Origin of the sequence: Streptomyces corynorhini, from assembly GCF_003346515.1 — a bacterium.
In the GTDB taxonomy this organism is placed as follows: Bacteria; Actinomycetota; Actinomycetes; order Streptomycetales; family Streptomycetaceae; genus Streptomyces; species Streptomyces corynorhini.
Genome location: NZ_QQNA01000202.1, coordinates 1 through 15,838 on the forward strand (window position 1 = coordinate 1; position 15,838 = coordinate 15,838).

General features: G+C 73.6%; 14 protein-coding genes. 7 read left to right on the forward strand and 7 right to left on the reverse strand.

What is annotated here, in order from left to right; genetic code table 11:
* The first annotated feature begins 230 nt into the window (after positions 1 to 230).
* Entirely contained in the window at positions 231 to 1,235 is a 1,005-nt protein-coding gene (locus tag DVH02_RS23825; RefSeq protein WP_114625879.1) for a GlxA family transcriptional regulator, read from the forward strand.
* Between the two features lie 87 nt (positions 1,236 to 1,322).
* On the opposite strand, the gene DVH02_RS23830 is transcribed toward DVH02_RS23825, so the two are convergent.
* The 3 genes from DVH02_RS23830 to DVH02_RS23840 all read right to left on the reverse strand — a co-directional run bounded on the left by DVH02_RS23830 (position 1,323) and on the right by DVH02_RS23840 (position 3,307).
* A complete protein-coding gene (locus DVH02_RS23830) occupies positions 1,323 to 1,826 on the reverse strand; it encodes an ATP-binding protein (protein WP_199566395.1) in 504 nt (167 codons plus the stop codon).
* 457 nt (positions 1,827 to 2,283) lie between these two features.
* A complete protein-coding gene (locus DVH02_RS23835; RefSeq protein WP_114625880.1) occupies positions 2,284 to 2,796 on the reverse strand; it encodes an EF-hand domain-containing protein in 513 nt (170 codons plus the stop codon).
* 136 nt (positions 2,797 to 2,932) lie between these two features.
* Positions 2,933 to 3,307, reverse strand: coding sequence for an STAS domain-containing protein (locus DVH02_RS23840; protein WP_114625881.1), 375 nt, complete (start codon positions 3,305 to 3,307; stop codon positions 2,933 to 2,935).
* 404 nt (positions 3,308 to 3,711) lie between these two features.
* Between DVH02_RS23840 and DVH02_RS23845 the strand changes: the two genes are divergently transcribed.
* The gene (locus DVH02_RS23845; RefSeq protein ID WP_114625882.1) at positions 3,712 to 4,311 is read left to right on the forward strand and encodes a sigma-70 family RNA polymerase sigma factor; all 600 of its coding nucleotides are present in this window, start codon (positions 3,712 to 3,714) and stop codon (positions 4,309 to 4,311) included.
* Positions 4,308 to 5,789 (forward strand): maleylpyruvate isomerase N-terminal domain-containing protein, encoded by a 1,482-nt coding sequence (locus DVH02_RS23850; protein ID WP_233518426.1) that lies wholly within the window; start codon positions 4,308 to 4,310, stop codon positions 5,787 to 5,789. Before DVH02_RS23845 ends, DVH02_RS23850 begins: the two co-directional genes overlap by 4 nt.
* A gap of 165 nt (positions 5,790 to 5,954) precedes the next feature.
* Here DVH02_RS23850 and purU read toward each other — a convergent pair whose 3' ends face one another.
* Positions 5,955 to 6,848 (reverse strand): formyltetrahydrofolate deformylase, encoded by an 894-nt coding sequence (gene purU / locus DVH02_RS23855; RefSeq protein WP_114625883.1) that lies wholly within the window; start codon positions 6,846 to 6,848, stop codon positions 5,955 to 5,957.
* An 88-nt stretch (positions 6,849 to 6,936) separates the two neighbouring features.
* Entirely contained in the window at positions 6,937 to 7,383 is a 447-nt protein-coding gene (locus DVH02_RS23860) for an SCO4402 family protein (protein ID WP_114625884.1), read from the reverse strand.
* Between the two features lie 174 nt (positions 7,384 to 7,557).
* Here DVH02_RS23860 and DVH02_RS23870 point away from each other — a divergent pair, with 174 nt between their 5' ends.
* Positions 7,558 to 8,880 carry an ABC transporter substrate-binding protein gene (locus DVH02_RS23870; RefSeq protein ID WP_114625886.1) on the forward strand — a complete coding sequence of 441 codons (1,323 nt, stop codon included), beginning with the start codon at positions 7,558 to 7,560 and terminating at the stop codon, positions 8,878 to 8,880.
* Positions 8,881 to 8,941: 61 nt separating this feature from the next.
* Here DVH02_RS23870 and DVH02_RS23875 read toward each other — a convergent pair whose 3' ends face one another.
* Positions 8,942 to 10,648, reverse strand: a complete 1,707-nt coding sequence (locus DVH02_RS23875) for a hypothetical protein (protein ID WP_114625887.1) — start codon at positions 10,646 to 10,648, stop codon at positions 8,942 to 8,944.
* Positions 10,649 to 10,886: 238 nt separating this feature from the next.
* Complete coding sequence (locus tag DVH02_RS23880) at positions 10,887 to 12,269, reverse strand: transcriptional regulator (RefSeq protein WP_114625888.1); 1,383 nt, start codon at positions 12,267 to 12,269, stop codon at positions 10,887 to 10,889.
* Between the two features lie 296 nt (positions 12,270 to 12,565).
* On the opposite strand from DVH02_RS23880, the gene DVH02_RS23885 reads away from it, so the two are divergent.
* From DVH02_RS23885 to DVH02_RS23895, 3 genes are all read left to right on the forward strand, one after another.
* The gene (locus DVH02_RS23885) at positions 12,566 to 13,249 is read left to right on the forward strand and encodes a bifunctional DNA primase/polymerase (RefSeq protein ID WP_199566396.1); all 684 of its coding nucleotides are present in this window, start codon (positions 12,566 to 12,568) and stop codon (positions 13,247 to 13,249) included.
* Between the two features lie 108 nt (positions 13,250 to 13,357).
* On the forward strand, positions 13,358 to 14,146 hold the full coding sequence (locus DVH02_RS23890; RefSeq protein ID WP_114625889.1) for an ABC transporter ATP-binding protein: 789 nt from the start codon (positions 13,358 to 13,360) through the stop codon (positions 14,144 to 14,146).
* The gene (locus DVH02_RS23895) at positions 14,143 to 15,792 is read left to right on the forward strand and encodes a transporter (RefSeq protein WP_114625890.1); all 1,650 of its coding nucleotides are present in this window, start codon (positions 14,143 to 14,145) and stop codon (positions 15,790 to 15,792) included. The genes DVH02_RS23890 and DVH02_RS23895 overlap by 4 nt, the downstream gene beginning before the upstream one ends.
* Positions 15,793 to 15,838 lie beyond the last annotated feature (46 nt).

Genomic DNA, 15,838 nt, shown 5'->3' on the forward strand with positions numbered 1-15,838 from the left:
CGGGGGCGGCGGGGGCGGAGGCCGGTTCGTCCGCCGCGGGGAGTTCGTTCGTCCGAGTCACGTCGGACAGCATCGGCCGGGAGCTGGGGCCCGGACGAGTGGCCCGAAGGACAGCATTCGTTATCATCGGGCCAGCGACCGCCGGGCCACCGGCCCCCGGTCCGTAGGGCGCGCTCGTTCGATACGCCGTGCGCGCTCCGCCGTACGCCGTCCGCCGAACCGGAGACCCCATGTCCGACCGCCCGCGGCACCGGATCGCCGTCCTCGCCCTTCCGGGCCTGATCCCGTTCGAACTCGGCATCCCCCAGCGGATCTTCGGCCGTTCCCTGGACTCCGCGGGCCGACCGCTGTACGAGGTGACGACCTGCTCGGTGCTGCCACCGGGGCCGGTGCGTACCGACGCCGACTACGCGATCCTCGTCGAGAACGGCCCGGAGGCGCTCGCCGCCGCCGACACCGTGGTCGTCCCCGCGTCCCACAAGGCGGGGCCGGTCTTCGAGCAGGGCGTCCTCACCCCGGAACTCACCGCCGCGCTGGCCCTGGTGCGTCCCGGCACCCGGCTGGTCTCCATCTGCACCGGCAGCTATGTGCTGGCCGCGGCCGGGTACCTCGACGGGCGGCCCGCCACCACCCACTGGGCGTCCGCCGAGCACTTCCAGCGGACCTTCCCCCGGGTCCGGGTGGACGCGGACGTCCTGTTCATCGACGACGGGGACGTCCTCACCTCGGCCGGGGTCGCCGCCGGGATCGATCTCTGCCTGCACATCGTGCGGCGCGACCACGGCTCGGCGGTCGCCAACGAGGTCGCGCGGCGTACGGTCGTACCGCCGCACCGCGAGGGGGGCCAGGCGCAGTACATCCCGCGCCCGCTGCCCGAGGCCCGGCAGGCGACCACCGCCGCCGCCAGGACCTGGGCGCTGGCCCGGCTGCATCTGCCGCTCCAACTGCGCGATCTGGCGGAACGGGAGTCGATGTCCGTACGGACGTTCACCCGCCGGTTCCGCGAGGAGTCCGGGATCAGCCCCGGCCAGTGGCTGGTGCGGCAACGGATCGAGCGGGCACGGCAGTTGCTGGAGTCGACCGATCTGTCCGTGGACCAGGTGGCGCGTGACGCCGGGTTCGGTACGGCGCAGTCGATGCGCCAGCACCTCCAGTCGGCACTGGGCGTGCCGCCCACCGTCTACCGGCGCACGTTCCGCGCCAGGACCCCGGATCACGGCCGGTCGGACGCCTGAGGGATACTCCCGCGGTCTTTTTTCGACGAGGGGGGATTTTCCCTGTGGGGGCGTCCTTCCGGGCGTTCCCCCCGGCGGCCGTCCCGTTCACCACGGGGACACGGTGTACGACGGCTCGCGCGACGCCGGGGCGCGGCCCGCCGGGCTCAGCGCGGAAGGGGACGCCTCCGCCGTGTCCTCCGGAGCCTTGACGCCGCGGTCCACCTCGCACCAGATGCGCTTGCCCGCGCCCTCCGGCTGCCAGCCCCAGCGGTCGGCGAGCCCCTCGACCAGTTCGAGCCCGCGGCCGTTGGTGTCGTCGCCGTCGGCGTGGCGCGGACGCGGCGGGGCGGCGCTGGCGTCGGCCACCTCGACCCGTACGGTGCCCGCCTCGGCGCGGCCCGCGCCGAACAGCATCCGCAGCACGGCCGGGCAGCCGGTATGCACCACGGCGTTGGTGACCAGCTCGGAGATGAGCAGGATGAGCGCCTCGGCCACCGGCTCGTCGTCCTCCATCCCGGAACCGACGAGCCGCGAACGCGCCCATCTACGGGCTCGCCCCACCTCCGCGGGGTCGGGCCCGACCTCCAACTGCACCTGAAGCACCTGCACCGCTCACACCATCCGAACCGGCGGACACATCGCCTCGCGCCTCGACAAGGTCTTCGAAAGGATCACGGAATGTGATTTCCCTGCGAGACAGCATGGTTGACGTACAGTCACCGCAACAAGCGCTTCGGGCATATTCCAGCGCGAAGGAGTACGCGTGGTGCATACTGTGCGACGCACATTGCGGCGAGTCGAACGCGGGCGCGCACGGCGCCATTCAACGGCGCGAGCGGCGCACATTCGCGCCCCCGGCGCCGCCGTACCGGCAACACCGCGGCCCTCGCGCCCCACTAGCTCTCGCACCCAACGGAGCGTACCGGAGCGGGAGCACGACTCCGGCCTGTGACGGACCGCCGCAAGGACACAACCCGGTATCGACCTCGGCCACCGCACCCCGACACGGACAGTGACGTACGGCAGTGCCATGGCCAAGGCTCCGCGAGCCGGGCGGCCGGGCCGGTCAGGGCTCGGGCGTCACGTAGTACCCGGCGAGACCCGTGAGGATCTCCGCCTCCTGGATCCTGCCGTCGCCGTCCACGTCCAGGTCCCGCGCCACCCGCACCGCCGCCTCCTCCCCCACGCCCAGCACCCGCAGCGCGCGCCGCGCGGCGTCGGGGGTCACACCGCCGCCGTCCTCGTCGGCCACCGCGATCGCGGCGTGCAGGAACGGGCGGGCGATCTCGGCGAAGCGCTCGGGGTTGTCGCGCAGCCGCTTGACCGCGCCCGTCACGAACTCCTGCCTGCTGACCCGCTGGTCGCCGTCCACGTCGGCGATCCCGGCCATGCCCTGCCAGAACGCCTCGGCCCCGCTGTACAGCGCCTGCCCCTTGTCGGAGCGGGCGGTCGTGCCGAACTCGGCGAGGAGTGCCGCCGCCGCGCCGCTGAAGTCCTCGCGGTCGATGTAGCCGCTGCCGTCCTGGTCGAATGCCGCGAACCGGGAAGCGATCTTGGCCTCGTACTCTGCGCTGTCCATGCCCGGAGCGTACGACGGCGGCGGGCCCGCGTGTGCCCTGTTGCCCCCGACCGGGTCGCCTCGGGCCGTCACGCCACCTCGGGCCGTCACGGCGTCATGGCGTCACGGCGCCTCGGGCCGTCACGGCGTCACGGCGTCACGCGGAGAGCGGCTGGGTGGACTCGTCGACGGCGGAGGAGACATCCGGGTAGACCTCGAAGAGGCGGCGGACGCCGAGCGCCGCGAGCACCCGGTTGACGTGCGATCCGGCCTCCATGCCCCGGGCGGGCAGGATGAGATGGAACCGGCCCCGGCAGGAGTGCAGCAGTCTGCGGGAGGCGATCAGCACGCCGACCCCGCTGGAGTCGCAGAAGAACACCTGGGAGAGGTCGAGCACCAGCTCGCGCCGGCCGGCGGCGACCGCGTCGTGGACCCGCTGGCGCACGTCGGGCGACGTCATGAGGTCCAGCTCCCCGGTGATGTGCAGCACGGTCCACCCACCCTGCCGGGACTCGTCCACCTTGAGCGTCACGCGCCTGGACCTTTCCTCTGGCGGATCCGGCCGAACGACTCCGGATACCGCGTCGGGATACGGGTGCCCCGTCCGGCAGACACTGCCGGACGCGGCGCTGGCTCCGGACCCGGAGATCCGGAAGATGTCCTTCCTCGTGCCGCGACTGCCCCGCCCCGTGCTCTCGAAACGTCGCTATCGCGACATCTTCCGGCCGGTGCCTCCCCCGGGCAGCACCTCGGTCATGAGTACCCACCTCAATACCCAGCCGGACCGCCGCCTACCCCGCCCGACGCCCCTGGGGGCGCACTTGCCTGAAAGGGGCGTGCGTTTTCGGCACGGCCCACTACATTCGGGGGAACGGTGGACCTCGACACCATGCTGGGCAGGGGCGGGCCGCGCAGAGGAACAGAGCTGGGGGTCGTATGGCGAAGGAAAGTCCACCCCGCTGGGACCGCAGGATGCAGCAGCGGATGGCCCGGGGCGAGGCGGCGGCACTCGGAGAGCTGTACGACCGGTACGCGCCGCTGGTGCACAACCTCGCCCACCGCGTGCTCGGCGACGACGACGCGGCCGACCGGGTCACGCGCGAGGTTTTCGGACATCTCTGGGAGCACCCGGACACGTACGACCCCCGGCAGGGCTCGATCCGGTCCTGGGTGGCGAATGTCACACAGGAGTTGGCCATAGAGCGGCTGCGGCAGACGGAGGCCGCGGCGTACGAGGCGAGCGGCGACGCCTCCGAGGAGCAGTTCACCGCGCTGGAGGAGAAGATACGCCGGGTCTCGGCGGCGGCCCGCGCGGACTACATCGTCAGTTCGATGCCGGCGCCGCTGTGGGACGCGCTGAAGCTGGCGTACTTCCAGCGCCGGGACTACCACCAGGCCGCGGCCGACCTCGGCGTCACCGAGGAGGAGGCGCGGCGCAGGCTGCGGCTCGGGCTCCAGCTGCTCTCGACGGCCAACACCCGGGCAGGCGAGGGCTCCTCGTCGCCCGGCGCTCCCGGGATCGGAGGCGCCCGGTGACCGGCCCGCTGGACGGCGGCCACCGCGAGGGCGGCGAGCCGGACGAGCCCGCGGCCGTCCCGCGGATACCGGCCCCACGCCCCGCGGCCGACGACCTCCCCCTCGGCCGGACGCCGCCGCCCGCACCACCACCACCACCGACGCCGCCACCACCGCCCACCCCGGCGCCGGAAACGGAACCGGAGCCGCCGGACCCGGATCACCCGGCCGCCGGGCCCGCGGCCGAAGCGGCGCAGGAACCCGCGCCCGAGCAGGCCAAGAAGCCCGAACCGGCCCAGGAACCCGTGCCCCAGCAGGCCCAAGAGCCCGAACCGGCACAGGAGCCCGAGCAGGCCCAGGAGCCCGAACCGGCACAGGAGCCCGCACCCGCATCCGCACCCGAGGTGGCGCACCACGTGCTCACCTCGCTGCTCGGCGCCTGGGCGCTCTCCGTCTGCTCGCCCGAGGAGACCACGCTCGTCGAGGACCACCTCACCGAGTGCGCGCCCTGCGCAGAAGAGGCGCTCCGGCTGCGCGACGCGGTGGGGCTGCTGCACCCGGAGAGCAATCTGGACCTCGACCCGCTGCTGCGCTCGCGCGTCCTGGAGAACTGCCTCGGCCGCCGTCCCGCCCGGATACCCGTGCCGGTCTGGGCCGCCCCCTACGACGCCGAGACGGCGCGGCTCGACGCGCTGCTGCGGGACATACCCGACGCGGAGTGGCACGCTCCCGTGCGGCTCAAGTGGTTCGAGCGGGAGCGCAGCGCCTCGCGGCGGACCACCGTCGCCGGGGTCATCGGCCATCTCCTGACCGTGGACGGCGTGGTCGCCGGCGCGCTCGGTCTTGAGGACCCGCTCGGCCCGGACGCCCCGGTGGCGCCCGCCGAACGCACCGAGGTCTTCTGGCGCACCTGTGCCCGGCCGCCCACCCGCGCGCTCCACGAGCCCTGGCGCGAGCTGAACCACACGCTGATCCGCACGGTGTCCTTCGCCGGTCGGGGCGCGGCCGACCTCTCCGTCTCGTACGGCGCCTTCGCGCTTCCGCTGCGGGACGCGCTGCTCGACCGGGCCTTCGAGTGCTGGGTGCACGGCGCCGACATCGCGGAGGCCGTGGACTATCCGTACGAACCGCCCAGCGGCCCCCACCTGTTCGAGATGGTCGATCTGGCGGCCAGGCTGCTGCCCGCCACGCTCGCCCTGCGCCGCCGCAGCGGGCTCGCGGGTCCGGCGAAGGACCTGGTGGCGGCGGGCGCCCCGGGCAGATCGCTGCGGCTGGTGGTGGAGGGGCCCGGCGGCGGTGACTGGCACATCGCGCTGGACTCCCCGGCGGCGATCGGCTCGCCCGAGCGGTCGGTGGGCTCGGTGGCGCTGGACGCCGTCGAGTTCTGCCAGCTGGTCGCGGGCCGGGTAGCGCCGGAGGACGCGGCGGCGGGCCAGGAGGGCGACCGGGAGGCGATCAGGGACGTGCTGTTCGCGGCGGCGTCGATGAGCCGCATCTGAGCCGCACCTGAACCGCGTCCGGACCGCACCTGAACCGCGTCGCAACCGCGTCCGAGCGCGCTCCGCCCCGGGTCCGGTCCGCGAAGCGCGGCGCGGCGCGGCGCAGCGCAGCGCGGCAAGGCGGCGGAGGGACGCCCGGGGCTTCCCCGCCGCGCGCTCCGGCGGTCAGCCGAAGATGACCGTACGGTGCCCGTTGAGCAGGATCCGGTGCTCCGCGTGCCACTTCACCGCACGCGCCAGCGCCCGGCACTCCACGTCGCGGCCGATCGCCACGAGCTGCTCGGGCGTCACCTGGTGGCCGACGCGCTCGACCTCCTGCTCGATGATCGGGCCCTCGTCGAGATCGGCCGTCACGTAGTGCGCCGTCGCGCCGATCAGCTTCACCCCGCGCGCGTGCGCCTGGTGGTAGGGGCGCGCGCCCTTGAAGCTCGGCAGGAAGGAGTGGTGGATGTTGATGATGCGGCCGTTGAGCTGCTTGCACAGATCGTCCGAGATGACCTGCATGTAGCGCGCCAGCACCACCAGCTCCACCCGCTCCTCGCGCACCAGCGCCAGCAGCTCCGCCTCGGCGTCCGCCTTGGTGTCCCTGGTCACGGGGATGTGGCGGAAGGGAATGTCGTACGAGGCGGCCAGCTCGGCGAAGTCCGGGTGGTTGGAGACGACCGCGGCGACGTCCACGGGCAGCGCGCCGATACTGGCCCGGAAGAGCAGGTCGTTCAGGCAGTGGCCGAACTTGCTGACCAGGAGCACGACCCGCATGCGCTCGGCGGCGCGGTGGATCTGCCACTCCATCCGGAACGAGTCGCCGATCGCGGCGAAGCTCGCGCGCAGCTTCTCCACGGTGACCGGAGCGCCCGCCGAGAAGTGCACCCGCATGAAGAAGAGACCTGTGTCGTGGTCCCCGAACTGCTGGCTGTCCTCGATGTTGCAGCCGGTCATGAAGAGATAGCTCGACACGGCGTGCACGATGCCCTGCTTGTCCGGGCAGGACAGCGTCAGCACGTACTGGTCGGACAGATCCGCGGGGGCCGCGGCCGGTGACTGCGAGGCGGTACTCATGACCCCAGAGGATCCCATATCCCGCGCCCGCTCCCCCGCACCGTCCGGACCCCGGACCCTCCCGCGCCGCCCGGCCGGGCCCGGCCCCTCAGAGCGCCCGGGTGACGATCCGCAGCACGTCGAGCGACTGCGGCGCCGTGTCGGGGTCGTCGCCGTCGCTCACCGCGAGCCGTACGTGCGCCTCGCGGGCCGCGCGCACCGCCTCCGGCCAGCCGTGGTGCTCCAGATAGGCGGAGACGGGCGCGTCCGCGCCGACCTGGTGCATGATGCGCAGCACCCGCAGCACGGCGACGTCGACGAGGGCGGCCTCGCCCGAGTCGCGGAAGATCGTGCCGACGTACTTCTCGGCGGACCAGTTGTCCAGCCAGGTGTCCTCGACCAGCCGGTACACGGCGTCGGTGACGTCGCCGTACCCTTCCAGGCCGGCCAGCCAGCACTCCTGGTGGAAGACGGGATCGGAAAGCATGTGCAGCGCCGAGCGCACGTTGCTGCGCCAGCGCCACCACGGCATGTCGTTGAGCGGCATGCCGCCCATGGTGGGGGAGCGACGGGCCGGACGGGAAGAGTTCTCGGAACCTTGCTGCACAGTCCACGACTCTACGGTCCGCCCGGCGGCGGTCCGGCACACCCCCGCAATTCACCTCGGTGTCACCGGGCGTCGAACATCGCCCACCTCCGTGTTACCCGGAGAGCGGGAGTGTGCAGTGCTATGACCGGTTGGCGACACTCCTCCTTGTCCAGGTCCCGCTTGTCCAGGTACCGCTTGTCCAGGTCCCCTTCGGCTCGGGCGGTGCGCGTCCTGTGTGCGGCCGTCGCGGGCGCGGCGCTCCTGCTGCCCGCCCTCACCGGCTGCGGCGTCGGGCCCCTCGGCGGCCCGAGCGGCGCCAAGGAGCCGGTGACGGTGATGACCTGGGCGCCGATCGGCACCGACGCCACCAACCGGCCCGGCATGCCGGCCCTGGCGAAGGCGTACGCACGCTGGGTCAACGCGTCCGGCGGGATCGACGGCCACGAGCTGCGCGTGCTCACCTGCAACGAGCGCAACGACGCGGCGAGCGCGGCCCAGTGCGCGCGGCGCGCGGTCAAGGCGAAGGCCGTCGCGGTCGTCGGCTCGTACAGCCAGCACGGCCGGGAGTTCATGGCGCCGCTGGAGGCCGCGAACATTCCGTACCTCGGCGGCTACGGCATCACCGAGGAGGAGTTCAGCAGCTACGTGTCCTACCCGGTCAACGGCGGCCAGGCGACGCTGCTCGCGGGCAACGGCCGCCAGCTGGCCCGCGACTGCCCGCACACCGCGCTCGTCCGGCCGGACACCACCACGGGGGACGACCTGCCCGACCTGATCGACTCCGGCCTCGCCGCCGCGCGCAGGGGGCCCGCCGCCGACATCCGCGCGCAGGAGAACGCCACCAGCTACCCGGAGCGGGCCGAGGAGGCCCGCACGCGCGCGGGGGACGGCGGATGTGTCACGGTCGTTCTGGGCGACCGCACGGAGACCTTCTTCGACTCGTACCGCAGGCTTCCCGACGACGGCAGGACCCTGCGGGTCTCCTCGGTGCTCGGCAGCGTCGGCCAGGCACTCGTCGACCGCACGGGCGGCAGGAACGGCCTGTTCGAGGGGGCGTACCTGACCGGCTGGTACCCGGTCGCGAGCGATCCGGCGTGGCGGCCGATGCGGGACGTGATCGGCGAGTACGCCTTCGGGGACGACGACATCGACCCGGCGGACCAGGGCGCGCAGACGACGTGGATCGCCTACACCGCGCTGAAGTCCGTCATCGAGTCCATGAACACCGGCCGGATCACCTCGGGCGGTCTGGCCGACGCCCTGGACCGGGGCGCGCGGGTCGACACGGGCGGGCTGACGCCGCCGCTGCGCTGGCGCTACGAGGACATGCTCGGCACGCCTGGCTTCCCCCGGATCGTCAACGGTGACGTGACGTTCCAGGTGGTGCGGCAGGGCCGGCTGGTCACGCAGCGCGCGGGGTTCGTGGACGTGAGCGGAACGCTGGGCGGCACGACGGCGCGGTAGGCGGCGCGGGCGTTCCGGCGCTCGCGTTCCGGCGCTCGCTGCCCGCCGCCGTGCCGTCCCCCTACAGCTGCGTGGGTGCCCGCTCCGTCAGCTCGTACTTCTTGGCGATGCCGTTCCACAGGCCGGACGCCTTCTGCTTGGCGGCCGTCGCCTCGCCGCTCGCCTTGTTGCCCTTCGCCGCCTGGCCCGTGACCCGCGCGTGGCCGCCCTTGCAGCCCTTCTTGCCGCCCACCTGGTCCGCCCAGGACGCGTAGTGGTCGTCGGCCGAGGCCGACGCCTCCCACGCGTCGGTGAGGGAGGAGGTCAGCTCGCTGTGGCTGGGCAGCTTGTCCACCGTCAGCGCCTCCAGCCGGGTGACCAGACCGCGCCGCTGCTCGGCGGCGGCGTGCAGATCGTCGGCCGCCCTGTCCAGGTTCCGGCAGGACTTGATGTCGTCGACGGCCTTGATGACGGACTCACGGCTGCTGCTGCTGTCCGCGAGGAGCTTGTCCAGCTCCACGGCCTGGGTCTTGACCGGGTCCTCGGCGGGCTCGGAGGAGGCGGACGCCTCGGGGGTCGGCGTGGACGCCGAGGCGACGGTCTTGCTGTCGTCCTGCTTCGCGTCGTCGTCGCCGCCGCTCATCAGCGCGCCCGCTCCCAGCCCGAGGACGACGAGCCCGATGGCGGCGGCCGCGATCACCGGCGCGCGCGAGGACTTGCGGCGCACGGCGCCCCGGCCCTGCGGCTCGAACGCGCCGTCGTCGCGCGAGGACTTGCGCCGGGCGGAGGCGTACGGCTGGGCGCCCGGCGGCTGGGCGTGCCCCCGGGGCGCCGGACCCGCCGCGTCGAACTGGGGCATCTGCTGGGTCGACTCCGCGCCCCCGCCGCCCTGGTCCGCGCCGCCGTCGGTACGGAAGAGGTTGTCGAACTCGGCGGGCGGCGGGCGCTCGCCGGGCGTGCCGGGCCGGATGTCGTACGGGGCGGGGCCCGTCGCGGGGACGGGCGCGATGAATTGTGTCGCGTCGGCGTCGGAGCCGTGCGCGGCGGTCGGCGGCAGGAACTGCGTGGCCTCCGCGGAGCTTTCGGGCGGCAGCATGCCGGGCCCGGGGCTCGGGAGCGGTCCGGGGCCGGCCGGGACCGGGGCGATGAACTGCGTGGCGTCCGCGTCGCCGCCGGGGGGCGCCGCCGGTATGGGCGGCAGGTACTGCGTCGCGTCCGCGCTGCCGGGCGCGGGGACCTCGGGCGGCAGGGACGCGGACGGGTACGACGCGCCGTAGCCCGGCTGCTGCCCCGGCTGCTGATACGGCGGGGACTGCGGCTGCAGCTGCTCGTACGGCTGCCGCTGCGGCTGCTGGTACGGCTGGGCCTGCGCGCCCGGCTGCTGGTAGGGCTCCGGGAGCCCGCCCTGCTGCGGATAGGACTGATGCGGCTGGTGAGGCTCGTAGGGCTGGTGGAGCGGCTGCTGACCGTGCTGATACGGCTGCCCGTACGGATCGGCCTGCCCCGGCTGCTGCCCCGGCTGCGGGTACGACGGCGGCTGCGCGTGCGCCCCCGCGCCCCCGTAGCCGCCCGCGTCGCCGTAGTTGCCCGCGTCGCCGTAGCTGCCCGGCTCGTGGGCACCGTACGGCGCGTCGCGGGGCGGACCGTACGACGGCGTCGCCGCCTGGTTCTGGTCCACGGCCGAGCCGGGGATCCAGGGCCCGCTGCCGTCGCTGGGCAGCACGACGCCTTCGTGCGCGGGTCGAGCGGCGGGGTTGCGCGGCTCATCCCCTTGTCCGCTGTGCGTCACCGGGACTCCTACGTGTGGAACGTGTGGAACGTCTGGACCTACCGAGTCACCGGTTCACGCTACCGGGTGAATCGGGGCCTCGGTGACGCACATGCGTTCTCCATCGGCCCGGCCCCGGGAAACGCCGTGGTCGGGACGGAATCGGGGCGCCGGACGCCGGAGTTGATCACCAGTACGCCACCCGCACGTCACCTGCGCGGCCACCCCTCCCCCACCGCCACCGCGGCCCACCCGCCGCTCACGCCGCCTGGATCTCCAGCCGCGCGCCGAACTCGCGCACCGCGGGCTCCTCCCCGTACGGCTCCAGCCGCTGCTGGAAGTCGTCGAGATACTCCGCGCCCCGGCTCGACCGCAGCGTCCCCAGCAGCTCCACCGCGCGCGTCCCCGTGCGGCACGCCTGCTCCACCTCGCGCTGCTGGACCTGCGCGGTGGCCAGCAGGACCAGCGCGATCGCGCGCCGCCTGGCCCGGGACTCGGGATGGCCCTCCAGCGCCGCCTCGGCGTACCGGGCCGCCTCCTCGGGGCGGCCCAGATCCCGGTAGCAGTGGGCCAGTTCGTCGGCGAGGTAGGCGCGGTCGAAGTGGGCGATCCAGTCGGGGTCGTCGCCCGGACCGTCTTCCGCGTGCTCCAGCGCGGTGACCGCGCGGCCCGCGACCGCCTCACAGGTGTGCGTGTCCCCCATCAGCGCGTGCCCCCGGGCCTCGGCCGCGTGGAACATGGCCTGCGCGCGCGGCGTGACCTGGCCGCGCGCCCCCTCCTGCGCGGCGCGCGCCAACTGGGCGATCTCGCGCGGATTGCCGAGCTGCGCCGCGAGATGGCTCATCGACGCGGCCAGCACATACCCCCCGTACCCCCGGTCCCCCGCGGCCTGGGCCAGCCGCAGCGCCTGGATGTAGTACCGCTGGGCGAGGCCGGGCTGTCCGGTGTCGACCGCCATGTATCCGGCCAGCTCGGTGAGGCGGGAGACGGCGGCGAAGAGACGGCGGCCGACCGGCTCCCGGTACGAGCCGGAGAGCAGGCCCGCCACCACGCTGTTCAGATAGTGCACGACGACGGGCCGGACGTGGCCGCTGCCGAAGCGGTGGTCCAGCTCGATCAGCGCCCGGGTCATCGCCCGGACCGCCTCGACGTCCGAATCCCCCACCCGCGCGCCGGTGTTGCGCGCGACGGACGCGTCGGCGCCGGTGATCAGCCAGTCCCTGCTGGGCTCGACGAGCGCCGAGGACGCCACCGCCGAGCCGGAGAGGAAGTCACGGCGGCCCACATCGCTGCGCCACAGCTCGCAGACCTGCTCGATGGCGCCCATCACGGTCGGCGAGAACTGCAGACCGACGCCCGAGGCCAGATTCTTCCCGTTGGCCATGCCGATCTCGTCGATCGTGACCGTACGGCCGAGCTTGCGGCCGAGCGCCTCGGCGATGACGCCAGGGGCGCGCCCCCTGGGCTGCTGTCCGCGCAACCAGCGGGCGACGGACGTCTTGTCGTAGCGCAGGTCCAACCCGCGCTCCGCTCCCACCATGTTGACGCGCCGGGCGAGCCCGGCGTTGGAGCACCCGGCTTCCTGGATGAGCGCCTGAAGCCGTTCGTTGGGCTGACGGGCGACGAGTGGCCTGGCTGCCAATTGGATACCCCCTGAGGCCGCAGTGATCGACTCAACGACACTGCCCGGCAAGTACGCGAAGGATGCGCATGTTCGGTAATAACGGAAAAATTCGACGACTTTCCTGAAACTTCACTTGAACACGGCCGGTTGGCCCTGCGCTCCCCTATGTTGTCGGACCCCCGGGGGTGGTTACCCGCGTACCGCTCCACTCCTTCCCGAGCGCCCCCGTACATGCCTCTATGCGCCCCGCATGCGGGCGCGCGGCGGCGCGGTGCGCCGTCCCGCGCCCGTAACCCGCGCCGACGGCGGGAGTTGTGCTGTGCGTGGAAGAGACCATCGGAGTCATGGACGCCGCGGCGATCCCCGGGCAGCGGGGCGCGCTGCTGCTGGACAGTGCGCTGCGGTACACGCGGGAGCGCCGCTGGGACGTGTTCCCCGGCACCTGGCTGGAGCCGGCGGGAAGCGGGGAGCGGTGCTCGTGCGCCCTGCCGGCCTGTCCCGCGCCGGGGGCGCACGCGGCCGGTCCCGACTGGGCGGCGCTGGCCACGGGCAGCGCGGTCTCGGTGCGCGCGATGTGGGCGCAGCGGCCGTACGCGTCGGTCCTGCTGCCCACGGGGCGCGCCTTCGACGCGCTGGAGGTGCCGGAGACGGCCGGGTTCCTCGCGCTGGCCAGGATGGAGCGGCTCAAGGTGACGCTCGGCCCGGTGACCCGTACCCCCGGGCGGCGCATGCTGTTCTTCGTCCTGCCGGGCGCGGCCGGGCAGGCGGACCGGCGGGTGCGGGAGCTGGGCTGGGAGCCGTCGGCCATGGACCTCGTCGTACGCGGTGAGGGGCAGTACGTGGCGGCGCCGCCGACCCGGGTGGGACGCGGCGCGGTCCAGTGGGCCCGGCAGCCCTCGCCCACCGACCGCTGGCTGCCGGACGTGGCCGAGCTGATCGGTCCGCTGGCCTACGCGTGCGGCCAGGAGGGCTCCTCGGATCGGGCACGCCGTACATAAGGTGGCCTTCAGTCGTCCCGCTGACAGACGGGACATCCGCACGGCATTCTCCGTGCGGGCGGCAGAAAGGCAGGCGTCGTGGCCCGGGACCAGGAACGAGATCAGGCGGTGGCACCCACCGCGTCCGCCGCGGAACCCGCCGTACGGGTCGAGGGGCTGTGGAAGCGGTTCGGCGAACAGATCGCCGTCGCCGGAATCGATCTCGACCTGCCCGCGGGCAGGTTCATCGGTCTGGTCGGCCCGAACGGCGCGGGCAAGACCACCACCCTGTCCATGGTGACCGGGCTGCTCCGGCCCGACCAGGGCCGGATCCGGGTCGCGGGGCACGATGTGTGGAGCGATCCCGTCGCGGTCAAGTCCCGCATAGGCGTGCTGCCGGAGGGACTGCGGCTGTTCGAGCGGCTCTCGGGGCGTGAACTCCTCGGCTACACCGGGCGGCTGCGGGGGCTGCCCGGTACCGAGGTGGACAAGCGCGCCACGCAGCTCCTCGACGTGCTGGGGCTGGCGGACGCGCAGCACAAGCTCGTCGTCGACTACTCGACCGGGATGCGCAAGAAGATCGGGTTGGCGGCGGCGCTGCTGCACAACCCCGAAGTCCTCTTCCTGGACGAGCCGTTCGAGGGGGTCGACCCGGTCTCCGCGCAGACGATCAGGGGCGTCCTGGAGCGGTACACGGACTCGGGCGCCACCGTCGTCTTCTCCAGCCATGTCATGGAGCTGGTCGAGTCGCTGTGCGACTGGGTCGCGGTGCTGGCGGGGGGCCGGATCAGGGCGCAGGGGACGCTGGCGGAGGTACGGGGCGACGCCCCGTCCCTGCAGAGCGCCTTCCTGGAGCTGGTGGGCGCGCGCGAGCGCGACGCGGGCGAGCACCTGGACTGGCTGGGGGGCGCGCGATGACCGCCGTGAGCGCCCCGGCGGACCCGGCCGCCGCTCCGGCGCGCGGCCCGCGCGTGCCCTCTCCGACGTCCGTCCTGGTCCGGCTGAAGCTCTCGCTGCTGCGCAACGGGCTGCGGCAGTCGTCGGGCCGTGCGACGGCCTACGTGACCAGCGCCGTGTTCGCGCTGATCTGCGCGGCGGGGCTGCTCCTCGGCCTGGTGCTGCTGCGCGGACACGATCACGCGGGCGCGCTGGTGGTGCCCGCGGCTGCCCTGCTGGCCCTGGGGTGGGCGGTGATGCCGCTGTTCTTCTCCGGCGGCGACGAGACCCTCGACCCGACCAGGCTGGTGATGCTGCCGCTGCGCCCGCGCCCGCTGGTCGGCGCGCTGCTGGTGACGTCGCTGGTCGGTGTGGGGCCGCTGTTCACGCTCTGCGTGCTGGTGGGCTCCGCGGTGGCGACGGCGCACGGCGCGGCGGCGATCGCCGTGTCGGTCGTCGCCGTACCGCTGACGCTGCTGGTGTGCGTGGCGCTCGCGCGGGCCGTCGCGACCGCCAACGTCCGGCTGCTGTCGTCGCGCAAGGGGCGCGATCTGGCCGTCCTGAGCGGTCTGGTGATCGCGGTGGGCGTCCAGGTCGTCAACTTCGGCGCGCAGCGCCTCGGCAACGCGGGCGGCCTCTCGGCGCTCGTCCCGGTGGCGGATGTGCTGCGGTGGCTGCCGCCCGCGTCCGCGATCGGCGCCGTGGGCTCGGTGAGCGAGGGCGCGTACGGGCGGGCGGCGGTGCAGCTGCTGCTGGCGGCGGGCGCGCTGGCGGCGCTGCTGTACGGGTGGCAGCGCGCGCTGGTGAAGCTGATGACGGCTCCGGACAGCTCCACCATCGCGGCGTCCGGGCCGGCCCGCCGGGAGTCGACGGCGGGCGCGGGGCTGGCGCGGCTGCTGCCCGACGGGCGTACGGGCGCGGCGGTACGGCGCACGCTGCGCTATGTGTGGCGCGACCCGAAGACGAAGGGGGCGTGGGTGACCTCGCTGGCCATCGGGTTGATCGTGCCGCTGTTCAACGCGCTCCAGGGCACGGGCACGATCTACTTCGCGTGCTTCGCGGCGGGCATGCTCGGCATCCAGATGTACAACCAGTTCGGCCAGGACACCTCGGCCTTCTGGATGGTCTCCCTGACGATCTCCTCGACGCGGGACGCCTATCTGGAACTGCGCGCCCGCGCGCTGGCGCTGCTGGTGATCACGTTGCCGTACTCGGCTCTGGTCACGACGGCCACGGCGGCGCTGCTGGGCGACTGGCGGGCGCTGCCGGAGGCGCTCGGGCTCTCCTTCGCGCTGCTGGGGGCGATGCTGGCGACGGGCGCGGTGTCCTCGGCCCGCTTCCCGTACTCGATACCGCAGGACAGCGGCTACAAGAACGTCGCTCCCGGGCAGGCCGGGCTCGCCTGGATCTCCATCTTCGGCGGCATGCTGGGCGCCGCGCTGATCTGCGCGCCGGTGCTCGCGCTGACCCTGTGGATCCACGCGTCGGACGCGGAGGGCTGGTCGTGGCTGCTGCTGCCGCTGGGCACGGTGTACGGCGTGCTGGCGGCGCTGGGCGGCCTGCGGCTCGCGGCGCCGCAGACGGCCTCGCGGCTGCCGGAGATCCTCGCGGCGGTGAGCAAGGGCTAGGGTTTTTCGTTTGGATCAGGCCGGGCGGATCGGACGGGGCGCCGGT